Raw genomic sequence first — 14,430 nt, 5'->3', positions numbered from 1 at the left:
GGAGCTGACGGGGAAGGAGCTTCGTTCGTGACGCGCACACGCACCGGCGTCTGCCGGGGGTCCGGGGGTCGCCCCCCGGGAGGACACAGCCTGGAGCTGACGGGGAAGGAGCTTCGTTCGTGACGCGCACACGCACCGGCGTCTGCCGGGGGTCCGGGGGTCGCCCCCCGGGAGGACACAGCCTGGAGCCGACGGGGAAGGAGCTTCGTTCGTGACGCGCACACGCACCGGCGTCTGCCGGGGGTCCGGGGGTCGCCCCCCGGGAGGACACAGCCTGGAGCCGACGGGGAAGGAGCTTCGTTCGTGAGCGCCACCGGTACCTACGCCCCGAAGCCGGGCGCCGCCCCGCTGGGGCGCATGATCGCCGCCCAGGCCGCCCTGGAGACGAGGATGCTGCTGCGCAACGGCGAGCAGCTGCTGCTGACGGTGGTGATCCCGACGCTGCTGCTGGTGCTGTTCAGCTCGGTGGACGTCGTCGACACCGGCGACGGCGAGGCGGTCGACTTCCTCGCGCCCGGCATCCTCGCGCTCGCGGTGATGTCGACCGCGTTCACCGGCCAGGCCATCGCGACGGGCTTCGAACGCCGCTACGGCGTGCTCAAACGGCTCGCCGCCTCACCGCTGCCGCGCTGGGGCCTGATGACCGCGAAGACGGCGTCCGTGCTGGTCACCGAGGTCCTCCAGGTGCTCCTCGTGACGTCGATCGCCCTCGCGCTGGGCTGGGACCCGCAGGGCAGCCCCCTGGCCGTCCTGCTGCTCCTCGTCCTCGGCACGGCCGCCTTCTCCGGTCTCGGCCTGCTGATGGCGGGCACCCTGAAGGCGGAGGCGACCCTGGCCGCCGCGAACCTGGTGTTCCTGCTGCTGCTCGTCGGCGGCGGGGTCGTCGTGCCGCTGGACAAGTTCCCGCCCGGCGTCCAGGACGTGCTCGCCCTGCTGCCGATCTCGGCGCTGTCCGGCGGACTGCGGGACGTGCTCCGGGACGGGGCCTCCATGCCCTGGGCCGACCTGGGGATCCTCACCGTGTGGGCCGTCGTGGGCCTCACGGCGGCGGGCCGCTTCTTCCGCTGGGAGTAGGACCGGGAGCAGGAGGGAACAGGGCGCGGCCGACCCTCGTGAACGCGTGCACAAGCGCGCCTTCTACGATGGGCCCGTGCCAAATCTGACCCGCGCCGACGCCACGGCGGCCGTGCGCAACCCGCTCGCCTTCATCGCCGCACGCTGGACCCCCGACCCCCGGACGGTCCAGCGGGCGGCCCTCGCCGCGCTCGTCATGGCGGTCGTGATCGTCGTCACCGGCGGCGCCGTCCGCCTCACCGGCTCGGGCCTGGGCTGCCCGACCTGGCCGAAGTGCACCGAGGACTCGCTGACCGCCACCAGCGCGATGGGCCTGCACGGCGCCATCGAGTTCGGCAACCGCATGCTGGCCTACGTGCTGTGCGCCGCGGTCGGCTGGGCGATCATCGCCGCCCGCTCCCAGAAGCCGTACCGGCGCAGCCTGACCCGGCTGGGCTGGGCCCAGTTCTGGATCGTGATGGGCAACGCGGTCCTCGGCGGCATCGTGGTGCTCGTCGGACTGAACCCGTACACGGTCGCCGCGCACTTCCTGCTGTCCACCGCGCTGATCGCGGTGGCCGCGGCGATGTGGCAGCGCACCCGGGAGGGCGACGCCGAGCCCCGGCCCCTGGCCGGGAAGTCGGTGCAGCAGCTGGTGTGGGCCCTGGTCGCCGTCACCGTCCTGCTGATCGCGGTCGGCACCGTCGTCACCGGCGCGGGTCCGCACGCCGGTGACTCCAGCAAGGTCGAGCGCATGCCGCTGAACTGGGAGGACGTCAGCAAGCTGCACGCTGTCCTGGCCTGGATCACGGTGACGCTGACCTTCGCCCTGTGGTTCGTCCTCAAGGCCGTCGACGCGCCCAAGGGACCGCTGGACCGCACCCGCGACCTGTTCCTGGTCCTGCTCGCCCAGGGTGCCATCGGCTACGTCCAGTACTTCACCGATCTGCCCGAGGTCCTGGTGGGCGCCCATATGCTCGGCTCCTGCCTGGTGTGGATCGCGGTGCTGCGCGTGCTGCTGTCCCTGCGCGAGCGTCCGGAGGCGGAACCCGCCGATGTGCCGGTTCAGCCGTACGCGGCGACCAGCTCGTCGATGGCCGGGCCCAGGTAGTCCCGGGTGAGAACCGCCCTGCGTGCCGTCCACCCCTCGGCGGGCGGCACCGGGCCGTCGTAGCGTCGTCTGCGGATGTCCTCGACGACCTCCTCGGGCGCCCCGAGGCCGGGCAGCAGGTCCAGTGCCTCCCGCTTGGAGATCAGCCGCCCGTCACGCAGGGTCGTGCTCGCACGGGCGAAGGTCAGCAGCCCCAGGTCGACCCAGACGTCCCGGGTCCACAGCGGCGCCCGGTCGACGGCGGGCCGCCAGAAGTCCCGCTGATCACCTACGACGAACGCGCCGAGCTGTCCGTCGGGCACCGGCGGCAGCAGCCCGGCGGGCGGCCGGCCGTGCAGCACCTTGCCGAAGCGGTGCAGCTCGCTGCGGGTGACGGGACTGACCGGCCGCCGGAAGAGCTGCCCGTGCGCCCAGGTGAGATGGCGGCGGGCGGGGTCGTCGGCGGTGGCCGGGGTCAGATACGTGCAGTGCAGCAGCGCCGCGAGCGGCTCGTGGCGCAGCCGGGCGTGCAGGGTGGCGAGGTGCCAGACGACCCGCGGGGTCAGCGGCCCCGGCAGCACGGCGATCAGGTCCAGGTCGCTGCGGCCCTGCCGGTAGTCGCCTCCGGCGAGGGAGCCGTGGGCCCAGACGGCGAGGGGGGCCGACGGCTCCAGTCCACGGACGAAGCGGGCGAGTAACGTCTCGGTCTCCATCCGCCCAGTTGTACCGCCTCACCGCGGACCGCGGCCCCTCGTCGGGCGGGGCGCGCGCCGCGTTCAGTCCAGGCCGTAGACCCTGCGCGCGTTCCCCGCCGCGAGCATCGCCGCCACCCGCCGGGCGTCGTTCAGCGACCAGGCGCCCTCGGTGACCCAGGTGCCCAGGACCCGGCCCAGCGCCTCGCGGAACAGCCGTGCGCCGACCACGTGCAGTTCGGGCAGGCCGTGCGCGCCGCTGGAGAAGAGGACCTTGCCGAAGGGGGCCAGCTCCAGGATCTCGGCGAGGACCGTGGCCGCGCGGGCTCCGGTGCGGGCCAGGGCCGCGCCCGCATCGGCGTACACATGCGGGAAGATCCCGGCGAGATGGGCGGCGTGCCGGTGGTACGGGTAGCCGTGCAGCAGGACCAGGTCCGTGCCGAGGCCCGCCGTCGCCCGCACGAAGCCGGTCAGCAGCACCGGGTCGGTGCGGTCGATGCGCAGGCCGGGCTCCCCGAGGCCCGCGTGCAGCTGGAGGGGGCGTCCCGAGGCGACGGCGATCCACAGCAGGTGCCGCAGCAGGACCGGGTCGCTCAGCTCGCCGCCGACCCTGCGGCCGGCCAGCCAGCGGCCCGCCGCGCCCCGCACCTCGCCGGGCCCGGGTGGTTCGGGTGCCAGTGCGAGACCGTGCCGCACCCCCGCGACGGAGGTGAAGGCGACGGCGTGCGCCGCGGCGGCGTGCACGGACTCGGCGAGGTTGGCGAGGAAGGACTCCACGGTGCCGGAGGTGTCGGCGACCTGCTCCGCGAGCAGCTCCAGCCGGACGATCTCGCGGGCCTCCGCGTCGGCGACCGTGGCCATCTCCTCGGGGCCGGTCAGATCGCCCGGCAGGCCGGTGTCCATCAGATAGGTCGTGATGCCGCTGCCGCGCAGCAGCCTGCGGCCGGCCTCCAGCACGCCCAGCTCACGGCGCCTGGCCAGATAGCGGGCCGGCGGGCAGTGCGGTTCCAGGCCGAGCAGGGGCGGGCACCAGCGCCGCACGGCGAAACCGGTCTGGGTGTCGAAGAGGGTGGTGCCGGGGGCGGGCGGGCCCTCGGTGCAGGACAGCTGGGCCTCGAAGGTGCCGAGGCCCAGCTCTGTTCTCAGTACGCCGTGGCAGTACTGGTCCACGAGGGACGGCGTGTCGATCATCCCGGGCTTCCCGTGTGGGCGTGTTGCTGTTACACGTCCTAACGGGTGAGGAGGGGATGAGGTATGCCCCGAGGGGCGTACGGTCAGCCGCCGATCTGGATGCCCGCCATCCGCTTCCACTCGTAACGGCCCGTCTGCACCTTCGCCGCGAACTCGCCGTCGAAGTCCTCGTGGGTCGTGATGCCGGACTTCGTCACCGCCTGCCGGGCGATGTCGAAGGTGGGGGCGACGAGGTTGCCCCAGGTGCCGTCCTCACCGACGAGGGCGATGCGGGCGCCGCGCTCGCCGATGTAGGCGACCTGGCCCTCGGCACCGCCGTGGGCCTTGGCGAAGGCGCTGATCTGCTTGGCGAGCCGGGCGGCCTTGCGCTCGGCCTTCGGGTCAACCTGCTGCGTGTCTGCCATGGTCAGGATGCTACCGAGCGGTAGATCGTTCGGCGACGGGCGGGCGGAGTGACCCTTGCCTCAGCGCAGGAAGGGGTCGACCGCGATCGCGACGAAGAGCAGCGAGACGTAGGTGATCGACCAGTGGAACAGCCGCATCTCCTTCAGCTTCCCGCCCGTCACCTCGGCCTTGGCCCGGTTCTGCAGCGCGTGCGCCTCCCACAGCCACCAGCCGCCCGCGGCCAGCGCGACCGCGGTGTAGAACCAGCCGGTGTAGCCGAGGGGGGTGAGCAGCAGGGAGACGGCGACCATGACCCAGCTGTAGACCACGATCTGCCGGGCCACGACCTTGTTGGAGGCGACGACCGGCAGCATGGGCACGCCCACGCGCGCGTAGTCCTCCTTGACCTTCATGGACAGCGGCCAGTAGTGCGGCGGCGTCCAGAAGAAGATCACCAGGAAGAGGATGACCGGAGCCCAGGAGAGGGAGTCCTTCACGGCCGTCCAGCCGATCAGCACCGGCATGCAGCCCGCGATACCGCCCCACACGATGTTCTGCGCGGTACGCCGCTTGAGGATCATCGTGTAGACGACGACGTAGAAGAGCAGGGCACCCAGCGACAGCCAGGCGCTCAGCCAGTTGACGGTGAGGCCGAACAGCAGGGTGGAGACCACCGCGAGCGTGAGGCCGAAGACCAGGCCCTCGCGCGGGCTGACCATGCCGGTCACCAGCGGGCGCTGCGAGGTGCGGTCCATCAGCGCGTCGATGTCGCGGTCGATGTACATGTTCAGCGCGTTGGCGCCGCCGGCGGAGAGGTACCCGCCCAGGCAGGTGAGCAGCACCAGCCCGAGGTCCGGCACGCCCTGCTCGGCGAGGAACATCACCGGAACGGTGGTGATGAGCAGCAGCTCGATGATCCGCGGCTTGGTCAGCGCCACGAACCCCTTGACCCGGGCCCCGAACGGCCGCCGAGTCGGGCTCTCGCTCGTCCCGATAAGCCCCGCAGGACGGGATTCAACGGCCGTCACGCACACCCCTGACAGAGACATCCCAGCGAGCCCTCCCCGTGTGAAGTCCCGGTAAAGGCTCGCGCGTACCACGCCACTGTAGACGTTGCCCAGACCCGGACATTCGCGGGGGTGGGGTCGTGTTGGCAGGCGTGGCACGGGCCACATGCCCGGCCGGCGCGACCCACCCCCCGGACGACCGCACCGGCCCCCTGGCCGGGCGCCCCCTCGGCGTACGACCGCACGCCCCCTCGGCACGGGGCGGGACGCCCCCTCGGTACGGGGCCGCACGCCCCCTCGGTACGGGGCGGGACGCCCCCTCGGTACGGGGCCGCACGCCCCCTCGGTACGGGGCCGCACACCCCCTCGGCACGGGGCGGGACGCCCCCTCGGCACGGGGCGGGCACCTCGCGGAGTGCGGGGGCGCGCACCCGCCGGGGCGGGCAGGCGCGCGGGCGGGCGCCCCCGGGCTTCCCGGGCACCCGCCCGGGCGAGGCCCGGAGGAATCACTCCTCGGGGTCCGTCCGAGGGGCCGCGGCCCGGGACGAGATCCCCGTGGCCGGCCGGACCGGCTCCCGGGCAGCCTCCTCGCGGCCCGCCCGGCCCCCCCTGCGGACCGGCCCCGCGCGGCCTGCCCGGGCCGCCCGGCCGGCCCGGGACGGACCGTTCCCGGCGGCCGCCCGGCCGGCCGCCGAAGAAGCCGCTCCCGATGGTCCGTCCGGGTGGCTCCCGGACGGACCGTTCCGGTTCGCCCGAACCGGTCTCGGACGAGCGTCGCCGGGCACGTACGAGCGTGCCTCGGACGAGCGTCGCGGAGCCCGGACGAGCGGGTTCCCGAAGGGCGTGTCCGAGCTCGATTGAGCAGTCAGATGAGCGGCTCCGTATTCAGTTGCCGAATGCCCCGCAGCCCAGCCGGGAGGCGGATGTCCGAGAGTCCCGTCAGTCTGGAATGAGCCGAAAAAACGCACGTCCTTACAGGGGTAGGCTCAACACGGCCGGTGTGCGCGAAGCACACCGGCGGCCGGTGGGCACGCGCCCGGAAGACCGGCTACCCGACATGTGGAGAGGAGCCCTGACTCAGGGTGAGCACCAAGCCGACCACCACAGACCTCGAGTGGACCGAGTTGGACCAGCGGGCCGTCGACACCGCCCGCGTCCTGGCCGCCGATGCCGTACAGAAGGTCGGCAACGGCCATCCGGGTACGGCGATGAGCCTGGCGCCTGCCGCCTACACCCTCTTCCAGAAGGTGATGCGGCACGACCCCGCCGATGCCGACTGGGTCGGCCGCGACCGCTTCGTGCTGTCCGCCGGCCACTCGTCCCTGACCCTCTACACCCAGCTGTACCTGGCCGGCTTCGGCCTGGAGCTGGATGATCTGAAGTCCTTCCGGACCTGGGGCTCGAAGACCCCGGGCCACCCCGAGTACGGCCACACCGTGGGCGTGGAGACGACCACCGGCCCGCTGGGCCAGGGCGTCGCCAACGCCGTGGGCATGGCGATGGCCGCCCGCTACGAGCGTGGCCTGTTCGACCCGGAGGCCCCCGTCGGGGAGTCCCCCTTCGACCACTTCGTGTACTGCATCGCCGGTGACGGCTGCCTCCAGGAGGGCATCTCCGCCGAGGCGTCCTCGCTGGCCGGTCACCAGCAGCTCGGCAACCTGGTCCTGCTGTGGGACGACAACCACATCTCGATCGAGGGCGACACCGAGACGGCCGTCTCCGAGGACACCGTCAAGCGCTACGAGGCGTACGGCTGGCACGTCCAGCGCGTCGAGCCGCAGGCCAACGGCGACCTCGACCCGAAGGCGATCTTCGAGGCGATCCAGAAGGCCAAGGCGGTCACCGACAAGCCGTCCTTCATCGCCATGCGCTCGATCATCGCCTGGCCCGCCCCGAACGCCCAGAACACCGAGGCCGCGCACGGCTCGGCCCTGGGCGACGACGAGGTCGCGGCCACCAAGCGCGTCCTCGGCTTCGACCCCGAGCAGAGCTTCGAGGTCTCCGAGGAGGTCATCGGCCACACCCGCCAGGCGCTGGAGCGCGGCCGCCAGGCCAAGGCGGAGTGGGAGAAGTCCTTCCAGGAATGGCGCAACAGCAGCCCCGAGCGCGCGGCCGAGTTCGACCGCATCGCCCAGGGCGAGCTGCCGACCGGCTGGGAGGAGAAGCTCCCGGTCTTCGAGCCCGGCAAGGGTGTCGCCACCCGCGCCGCCTCCGGCAAGGTGCTCCAGGCGCTCGGCGCGGTCGTCCCCGAGCTGTGGGGCGGCTCCGCCGACCTCGCCGGCTCCAACAACACCACGATCGACAAGACCTCGTCGTTCCTGCCCGCCGGCAACCCGCTGCCCGAGGCGGACCCGTACGGCCGCACGGTGCACTTCGGCATCCGCGAGCACTCCATGGCCGCGGAGATGAACGGCATCGCGCTGCACGGCAACACCCGGATCTACGGCGGCACCTTCCTGGTGTTCTCCGACTACATGCGCAACGCCGTGCGCCTGTCGGCCCTGATGCACCTGCCGGTGACGTACGTGTGGACGCACGACTCCATCGGCCTCGGCGAGGACGGCCCGACCCACCAGCCGGTCGAGCACCTGGCCTCGCTGCGCGCCATCCCGGGCCTGAACGTCGTGCGCCCGGCCGACGCCAACGAGACCGCGATCGCCTGGCGCGAGATCCTCAAGCGCTGGACCAAGGAGTTCGGCAAGGGCCAGCCGCACGGCCTGATCCTCACCCGCCAGGGTGTGCCGACGTACGAGCCGAACGAGGACGCGGTCAAGGGCGGCTACGTGCTGTTCGAGGCGTCGAACGGGTCGCCCGAGGTGATCCTGATCGGCACCGGTTCCGAGGTGCACGTGGCCGTCGAGGCGCGCGAGCAGCTGGAGGCCGCCGGCGTTCCGACGCGCGTCGTGTCCATGCCGTCCGTGGAGTGGTTCGAGCAGCAGGACCAGGGGTACCGGGACAGCGTCCTGCCGCCGTCCGTGAAGGCCCGTGTCGCGGTCGAGGCCGGGATCGGTCTGACCTGGCACAAGTACGTGGGGGACGCCGGCCGCATCGTTTCCCTGGAGCACTTCGGTGCTTCCGCCGACGGCAAGGTCCTCTTCCGCGAGTACGGGTTCACTGCCGAGAACGTAGCCGCCGTCGCGCGGGAATCGATCGCCGCAGCCCAGCGCTGACGCCCATATACGACACGTAGGAGATGCATTTTCCATGACAGACGCACTCAAGCGCCTCTCCGAGGAAGGCGTCGCGATCTGGCTGGACGACCTGTCCCGCAAGCGGATCACGTCCGGCAACCTCGCCGAACTGATCGACCAGAGCTACGTCGTGGGCGTCACCACCAACCCGACGATCTTCCAGAAGGCGATCTCGTCCGGTGACGGCTACGAGCAGCAGCTCACCGACCTCGCCGCCCGCAAGGTGACCGTCGACGAGGCCGTCCGCATGATCACCACGGCGGACGTCCGGGACGCGGCGGACATCCTGCGCCCGGTCTACGACACGAGCAACGGCCAGGACGGCCGGGTCTCCATCGAGGTCGACCCGCGCCTGGCCCACAACACCGCCGCGACCATCGCCGAGGCCAAGCAGCTGGCCTGGCTGGTCGACCGGCCCAACACCCTGATCAAGATCCCGGCCACCAAGGCGGGTCTGCCGGCGATCACCGAGGTGATCGGCAACGGGATCAGCGTCAACGTCACGCTGATCTTCTCGCTGGAGCGCTACCGCGAGGTCATGGACGCCTACCTGGCGGGCCTGGAGAAGGCGAAGGAGAAGGGCCTGGACCTCTCCCTCATCCACTCCGTGGCGTCCTTCTTCGTGTCCCGGGTGGACACCGAGATCGACAAGCGCATCGACGCGCTGGGCACCGACGAGGCCAAGGCGCTGCGCGGCAGGGCCGCCGTCGCCAACGCTCGTCTCGCCTACCAGGCGTACGAGGAGGTCTTCTCCTCCGACCGCTGGAACGCGCTGGAGCGGACGGGCGCCAACAAGCAGCGTCCGCTGTGGGCCTCCACCGGTGTGAAGGACCCGGCGTACAAGGACACCCTGTACGTCGACGACCTGGTCGCGCCGAACACGGTGAACACCATGCCGGAGGCCACCCTGCTGGCCACCGAGGACCACGGCCAGATCACCGGCAACACCGTCGCCGGCACCTACGAGCAGGCGCGCGCCGACATCGACGCCGTCGAGAAGCTCGGGATCGCCTACGACGACGTGGTCCAGCTCCTGGAGGACGAGGGCGTCGAGAAGTTCGAGGCGTCCTGGAACGATCTGCTGACCTCGACCGAGGCGGAACTGAAGCGCCTCGCCCCCTCGGAGGGCTGATCACTTGTCAAGCAGCAACCCGCTGCGTGACCCCGCCGACCGACGGCTCCCGCGTATCGCGGGGCCGTCGGGTCTGGTCATCTTCGGCGTCACGGGCGATTTGTCACGTAAAAAGCTGATGCCCGCCGTGTACGACCTCGCCAACCGAGGTCTGCTGCCGCCGGGCTTCTCCCTGGTGGGCTTCGCCCGCCGCGAGTGGCAGCACGAGGACTTCGCGCAGGAGGTCCACGACGCCGTCAAGGAGCACGCCCGCACCCCCTTCCGCGAGGAGGTCTGGCAGCAGCTCATCCAGGGCATGCGCTTCGTGCAGGGCACCTTCGACGACGACGAGGCGTTCGAGAAGCTGCGCGCCACCATCGAGGAGCTGGACAAGGCACAGGGCACGGGCGGCAACTTCGCCTTCTACCTGTCCGTGCCGCCGCGCTCCTTCCCGGTGGTCATCCAGCAGCTGAAGAAGCACGGCCTCGCCGACCAGAAGGGCGGCTCCTGGCGCCGCGCGGTCATCGAGAAGCCCTTCGGGCACGACCTGGAGTCGGCCGAGGAGCTCAACAAGGTCGTCCACGAGGTCTTCGCCCCGGACCAGGTCTTCCGCATCGACCACTACCTGGGCAAGGAGACGGTCCAGAACATCCTGGCGCTGCGCTTCGCCAACACGATGTTCGAGCCGATCTGGAACCGGTCCTACGTCGACCACGTCCAGATCACCATGGCCGAGGACATCGGCATCGGCGGCCGCGCCGGCTACTACGACGGCATCGGCGCCGCCCGTGACGTCATCCAGAACCACCTCCTGCAGCTGCTGGCGCTGACGGCCATGGAGGAGCCGGCCTCCTTCGACGCGGACGCGCTCGCCGCCGAGAAGACCAAGGTGCTCGGCGCGGTCCGGCTGCCCAAGGACCTGGGCCGCGACACCGTGCGCGCCCAGTACGCCTCCGGCTGGCAGGGCGGCGCCAAGGCCGTCGGCTATCTGGAGGAGGAGGGCATCGACCCCGCCTCCAAGACCGACACCTACGCCGCGATCAAGGTGGGCATCGACAACCGCCGCTGGGCGGGCGTCCCCTTCTACCTGCGCACCGGCAAGCGGCTCGGCCGCCGGGTGACGGAGATCGCGGTCGTCTTCCAGCGCGCGCCCCACTCCCCCTTCGACACGACGGCGACGGAGGAGCTGGGCCAGAACGCGATCGTGATCCGCGTCCAGCCCGACGAGGGTGTCACCGTCCGCTTCGGCTCCAAGGTGCCGGGCACCTCGATGGAGATCCGGGACGTGTCGATGGACTTCGCCTACGGCGAGTCCTTCACCGAGTCCAGCCCCGAGGCGTACGAGCGGCTCATCCTCGACGTCCTGCTCGGCGACTCCAACCTCTTCCCGCGCACGGAGGAGGTCGAGCTGTCCTGGAAGATCCTCGACCCGATCGAGACGTACTGGGACACGCACGGCAGGCCCGCGCAGTACCCGGCCGGCACCTGGGGCCCCGTCGAGGCGGACGAGATGCTCGAACGAGACGGACGGAGCTGGCGCCGGCCATGAAGATAGACCTCACCGACACCACCGCCAGCAAGATCAACAAGGCATTGGTGCAGGGCCGTCGCGCCATCGGCACTCCCGCCGTCGGCATGGTCCTCACCCTCGTCATCGTCACCGACGAGGAGAACGCCTACGACGCCCTCAAGGCCGCCAACGACGCCTCGCGCGAGCACCCCTCGCGCACCCTGGTCGTCATCAAGCGCTTCTCCCGCACCCCGCGCGACCGCACCCAGTCCCGGCTCGACGCCGAGGTCCGGGTGGGCGCCGACGCGGGCACCGGCGAGACGGTCGTCCTGCGGCTCTACGGCGAAGCGGTCGATCACGCCCAGTCGGTCGTGCTGCCGCTCCTGCTGCCCGACGCCCCCGTGGTCGTGTGGTGGCCGTCGAACGCGCCGCTCGACCCGGCCAGCGACCCGCTGGGCGCCCTCGCCCAGCGCCGGGTGACCGACAGCTACAGCGCCGAGCACCCGGTGCAGGAACTCACCGCCCGCGCCACGACCTACACCCCCGGCGACACGGACCTGTCGTGGACCCGCATCACGCCCTGGCGTTCGATGCTGGCCGCGGCCCTGGACCAGGTCGTGTGCGAGGTGCAGGCCGTGGAGGTCGAGGGCGAGGAGTTCAACCCGAGCTGCGAGCTGCTCGCGATGTGGCTGGCGGACCGGCTGGACGTACCGGTACGGCGCACGGTGTCCGGCGGCCCCGGTCTGACCGGGGTGCGCATGGCCACCGACTGCGGCCCGATCGTCCTGGACCGCGCCGACGGCACCCTCGCGACCCTGTCGATCGAGGGCCAGCCCGACCGCGCGGTGGCGCTCAAGCGCCGTGAGACCGCCGAGCTGATCGCGGAGGAGCTGCGCCGGCTGGACCCGGACGACACCTACGCGTCCGCGCTGCGGTACGGCGTGCAGCGGCTCTCGGCCGCTTCGGCCGGACAGCCGGACGGCGACGGCGCCCGGGCGGGTGCCTCCGCGGAGCCGGAGGCCGGCGAGGAGCCCGTCGAGGACTCCGCCCCGGAGTCCTCGGCGAAGAAGGCCGCCAAGAAGGCCCCCGCGAAGAGCACCACGAGGAAGGCGGCCGCGAAGTGACCCCTCCTCAGCTCGTCGTCCACCGCGACAAGGAACTGATGGCGCAGGCCGCCGCGGCCCGGCTGATCACCAGGATCGTGGACGCGCAGGCGTCCCGCGGCTCCGCGTCGATCGTGCTCACCGGCGGCCGCAACGGCAACGGCCTCCTCGCGGCCCTCGCCGCCGCCCCGGCCCGCGACGCCGTCGACTGGGGCCGTCTGGACCTGTGGTGGGGTGACGAGCGCTTCCTGCCCGAGGGCGACCCCGAGCGCAATGTCACCCAGGCCCGTGAGGCGCTGCTGGACTCGGTGCCGCTGGACCCGAAGCGCGTGCACGCCATGCCCGCGTCGGACGGCCCGTACGGTGCCGACGCGGACGCGGCGGCCGCCGCCTACGCCGAGGAGCTGGCCCGCGCGGCCGGCCCCGAGAACCACGGCGAGGTGCCGACCTTCGACGTCCTGATGCTGGGCGTCGGCCCGGACACCCATGTGGCCTCGCTGTTCCCGGAGTTGCCCGCGGTGCGCGAGACCGAGCGCACGGTGGTCGGCGTCCACGGCGCACCCAAGCCGCCGCCCACCCGGGTCAGCCTCACCCTCCCGGCGATCCGGGCGGCCCGTGAGGTGTGGCTGCTGGCGGCCGGCGAGGACAAGGCGCAGGCCGCGGCGATCGCCCTGTCCGGCGCCGGGGAGATCCAGGCCCCGGCGGCGGGTGCCCGCGGCCGGCAGCGCACTCTGTGGCTGCTGGATTCGGCGGCGGCCTCGCAGCTGCCCCGCTCGCTGTACCCGCCGGCGTCGCCCTGACCGTCGCACCACCGGGCGGCTTCAGCCGTGGGAAGGCCCCGGGGGATCCGAGGATCCCCCGGGGCCTTCCCGTGTCCGGGGGCGCTCAGCCTCCGTACGGGTTCTGCCCGTTCGGGCCGTACGGCGCGTAAGGATGCCCCGGCGGGACACCGTACGGGTGGCCTCCCTGGGGCGGTACCCCGTACGGGTTGCCCTGCGGCGGCAGATACGGGTTCCCCTGCGGCGGCGGCAGGTACGGGCTGCCCGGCGGCAGGTACGGCGGGGCCGTGGGCGGCATCGGCGGGGGCGGGCCCGGGACATGCGGCAGGGTGGCCGGGTGGGCGCCCAGACGGATGCCGTAGCGGCGGTTCAGTCTGCGCATCTCCAGCAGGGAGATGCCGGTGACGGTGAGGGGGGCACCGAGGATGAACACGACGCCCATCGCGAGGCCGAGCCCGTGCAGATCTCCCGTGACCAGGTCGAACAGGGCCATCAGCCAGGACGTGACGGAGGCCAGCAGCGGGGGCAGGCAGCGGTGCACGACGGCCGTGCCGAAGAAGTTGCCCGTGATCCGCACCGCTCCGGCGATCACGAACACGGCCAGCCACAGTGCCGCGAGCATGAACGGAAGCTGGACGAACACCGGGAGGGAGTCGGACACGCTGAACAGGCCCACCGTCCCGATCACCGAACCGACGAACAGCAGCAGCAGCTTGAGCGCGCTGACGAGCGGTCCGCGCAACTGCCCCACCGTGCCCGCGCCGGAGCGCCGCCACACCCAGAGCATGACCCCGACCGTCAGCGGGGTGAGGAACAGCAGCACCAGCGACGCCGTCGCCGCGTTGTCCAGCACCTCGGTGAAGGCGAAGCCGCCCTCGACGTAGGTGTAGACACCGAGGGCGGCGACGGCTCCGGCGATGACACGCAGGCGCTTGAGCGTCTCCACCGACGGATCCACCGAGCGGGGGATCCAGGCCGGATGGAACATCACCCATGCCACCTTGTGAGGCTTCAGAAAGGACTTGGCGGTCAGCGCGCCACCGGTCCAGGTCCGTTGTGGAGTTGTCAAGTCACACTCCCCCGAGTGATCGTGCTCATGATCGCCGGAGGAGTCTAACCGCGGTCGTGCCCCGGCCGCCCGGCATCTGCCGCACTCGGCCCCGCGTGGGCTCAGCTCCGGCCGTGCAGCTCCCGGTACCTGGCGACGAGTGCGGTGGTGGAGGAGTCCAGGCCGGGCACGTCGGTGCCTTCGGTGAGCGCGGGTTCGATGCGCTTGGCGAGGACCTTGCCCAGTTCCACGCCCCACTGGTCGAAGGAGT

General features: G+C 71.9%; 13 protein-coding genes. 7 read left to right on the top strand and 6 right to left on the bottom strand.

Going from position 1 to position 14,430, the window contains the following annotated elements:
* Positions 1-357 precede the first annotated feature (357 nt).
* Together ACIQGV_RS30065 and ACIQGV_RS30060 are read left to right on the top strand one after the other, a co-directional pair.
* Entirely contained in the window at positions 358-1,074 is a 717-nt protein-coding gene (locus tag ACIQGV_RS30065; RefSeq protein WP_402500181.1) for an ABC transporter permease, read from the top strand.
* Positions 1,075-1,150: 76 nt separating this feature from the next.
* Entirely contained in the window at positions 1,151-2,164 is a 1,014-nt protein-coding gene (locus tag ACIQGV_RS30060) for a heme A synthase (RefSeq protein ID WP_402499861.1), read from the top strand.
* Here the strand turns inward: ACIQGV_RS30060 and ACIQGV_RS30055 are convergent.
* From ACIQGV_RS30055 to ACIQGV_RS30040, 4 genes are all read right to left on the bottom strand, one after another.
* Positions 2,119-2,856, bottom strand: coding sequence for a nucleotidyltransferase (locus ACIQGV_RS30055; RefSeq protein ID WP_402499858.1), 738 nt, complete (start codon positions 2,854-2,856; stop codon positions 2,119-2,121). The two genes, ACIQGV_RS30060 and ACIQGV_RS30055, sit on opposite strands and share 46 nt — an antisense overlap.
* A gap of 63 nt (positions 2,857-2,919) precedes the next feature.
* Positions 2,920-4,026 (bottom strand): amidohydrolase family protein, encoded by a 1,107-nt coding sequence (locus tag ACIQGV_RS30050; RefSeq protein WP_402499856.1) that lies wholly within the window; start codon positions 4,024-4,026, stop codon positions 2,920-2,922.
* Between the two features lie 83 nt (positions 4,027-4,109).
* Positions 4,110-4,430: a hypothetical protein gene (locus ACIQGV_RS30045; RefSeq protein ID WP_402499853.1), complete on the bottom strand. Its 321-nt coding sequence runs from the start codon at positions 4,428-4,430 to the stop codon at positions 4,110-4,112.
* Positions 4,431-4,490: 60 nt separating this feature from the next.
* On the bottom strand, positions 4,491-5,459 hold the full coding sequence (locus ACIQGV_RS30040; RefSeq protein ID WP_402499850.1) for a heme o synthase: 969 nt from the start codon (positions 5,457-5,459) through the stop codon (positions 4,491-4,493).
* 1,040 nt (positions 5,460-6,499) lie between these two features.
* Here ACIQGV_RS30040 and tkt point away from each other — a divergent pair.
* Genes tkt through pgl form a run of 5 tightly spaced genes read left to right on the top strand, consistent with a single transcriptional unit; the run spans position 6,500 to position 13,132 of the window.
* Positions 6,500-8,587 carry a transketolase gene (gene tkt / locus ACIQGV_RS30035; protein ID WP_402499847.1) on the top strand — a complete coding sequence of 696 codons (2,088 nt, stop codon included), beginning with the start codon at positions 6,500-6,502 and terminating at the stop codon, positions 8,585-8,587.
* Between the two features lie 34 nt (positions 8,588-8,621).
* Entirely contained in the window at positions 8,622-9,740 is a 1,119-nt protein-coding gene (gene tal / locus ACIQGV_RS30030; RefSeq protein ID WP_402499845.1) for a transaldolase, read from the top strand.
* Between the two features lie 4 nt (positions 9,741-9,744).
* Positions 9,745-11,268: a glucose-6-phosphate dehydrogenase gene (gene zwf / locus ACIQGV_RS30025; protein WP_402499843.1), complete on the top strand. Its 1,524-nt coding sequence runs from the start codon at positions 9,745-9,747 to the stop codon at positions 11,266-11,268.
* A complete protein-coding gene (gene opcA / locus ACIQGV_RS30020) occupies positions 11,265-12,353 on the top strand; it encodes a glucose-6-phosphate dehydrogenase assembly protein OpcA (protein ID WP_402499840.1) in 1,089 nt (362 codons plus the stop codon). The genes zwf and opcA overlap by 4 nt, the downstream gene beginning before the upstream one ends.
* The gene (pgl, locus tag ACIQGV_RS30015; protein WP_402499837.1) at positions 12,350-13,132 is read left to right on the top strand and encodes a 6-phosphogluconolactonase; all 783 of its coding nucleotides are present in this window, start codon (positions 12,350-12,352) and stop codon (positions 13,130-13,132) included. The genes opcA and pgl overlap by 4 nt, the downstream gene beginning before the upstream one ends.
* Positions 13,133-13,217: 85 nt before the next feature.
* On the opposite strand, the gene ACIQGV_RS30010 is transcribed toward pgl, so the two are convergent.
* Together ACIQGV_RS30010 and ACIQGV_RS30005 are read right to left on the bottom strand one after the other, a co-directional pair.
* The gene (locus tag ACIQGV_RS30010; protein WP_402499834.1) at positions 13,218-14,180 is read right to left on the bottom strand and encodes a hypothetical protein; all 963 of its coding nucleotides are present in this window, start codon (positions 14,178-14,180) and stop codon (positions 13,218-13,220) included.
* Positions 14,181-14,281: 101 nt separating this feature from the next.
* Positions 14,282-14,430, bottom strand: a 149-nt coding sequence (locus ACIQGV_RS30005; RefSeq protein ID WP_402500178.1) for a hypothetical protein, incomplete at its 5' end; no start/stop codon positions are given.

The organism is Streptomyces sp. NPDC093094, assembly GCF_044754345.1.
Classification (GTDB): Bacteria; Actinomycetota; Actinomycetes; order Streptomycetales; family Streptomycetaceae; genus Streptomyces.
Note: the sequence above shows the minus strand (reverse complement) of the source record. Positions and strands in the feature narration are given on the sequence as shown.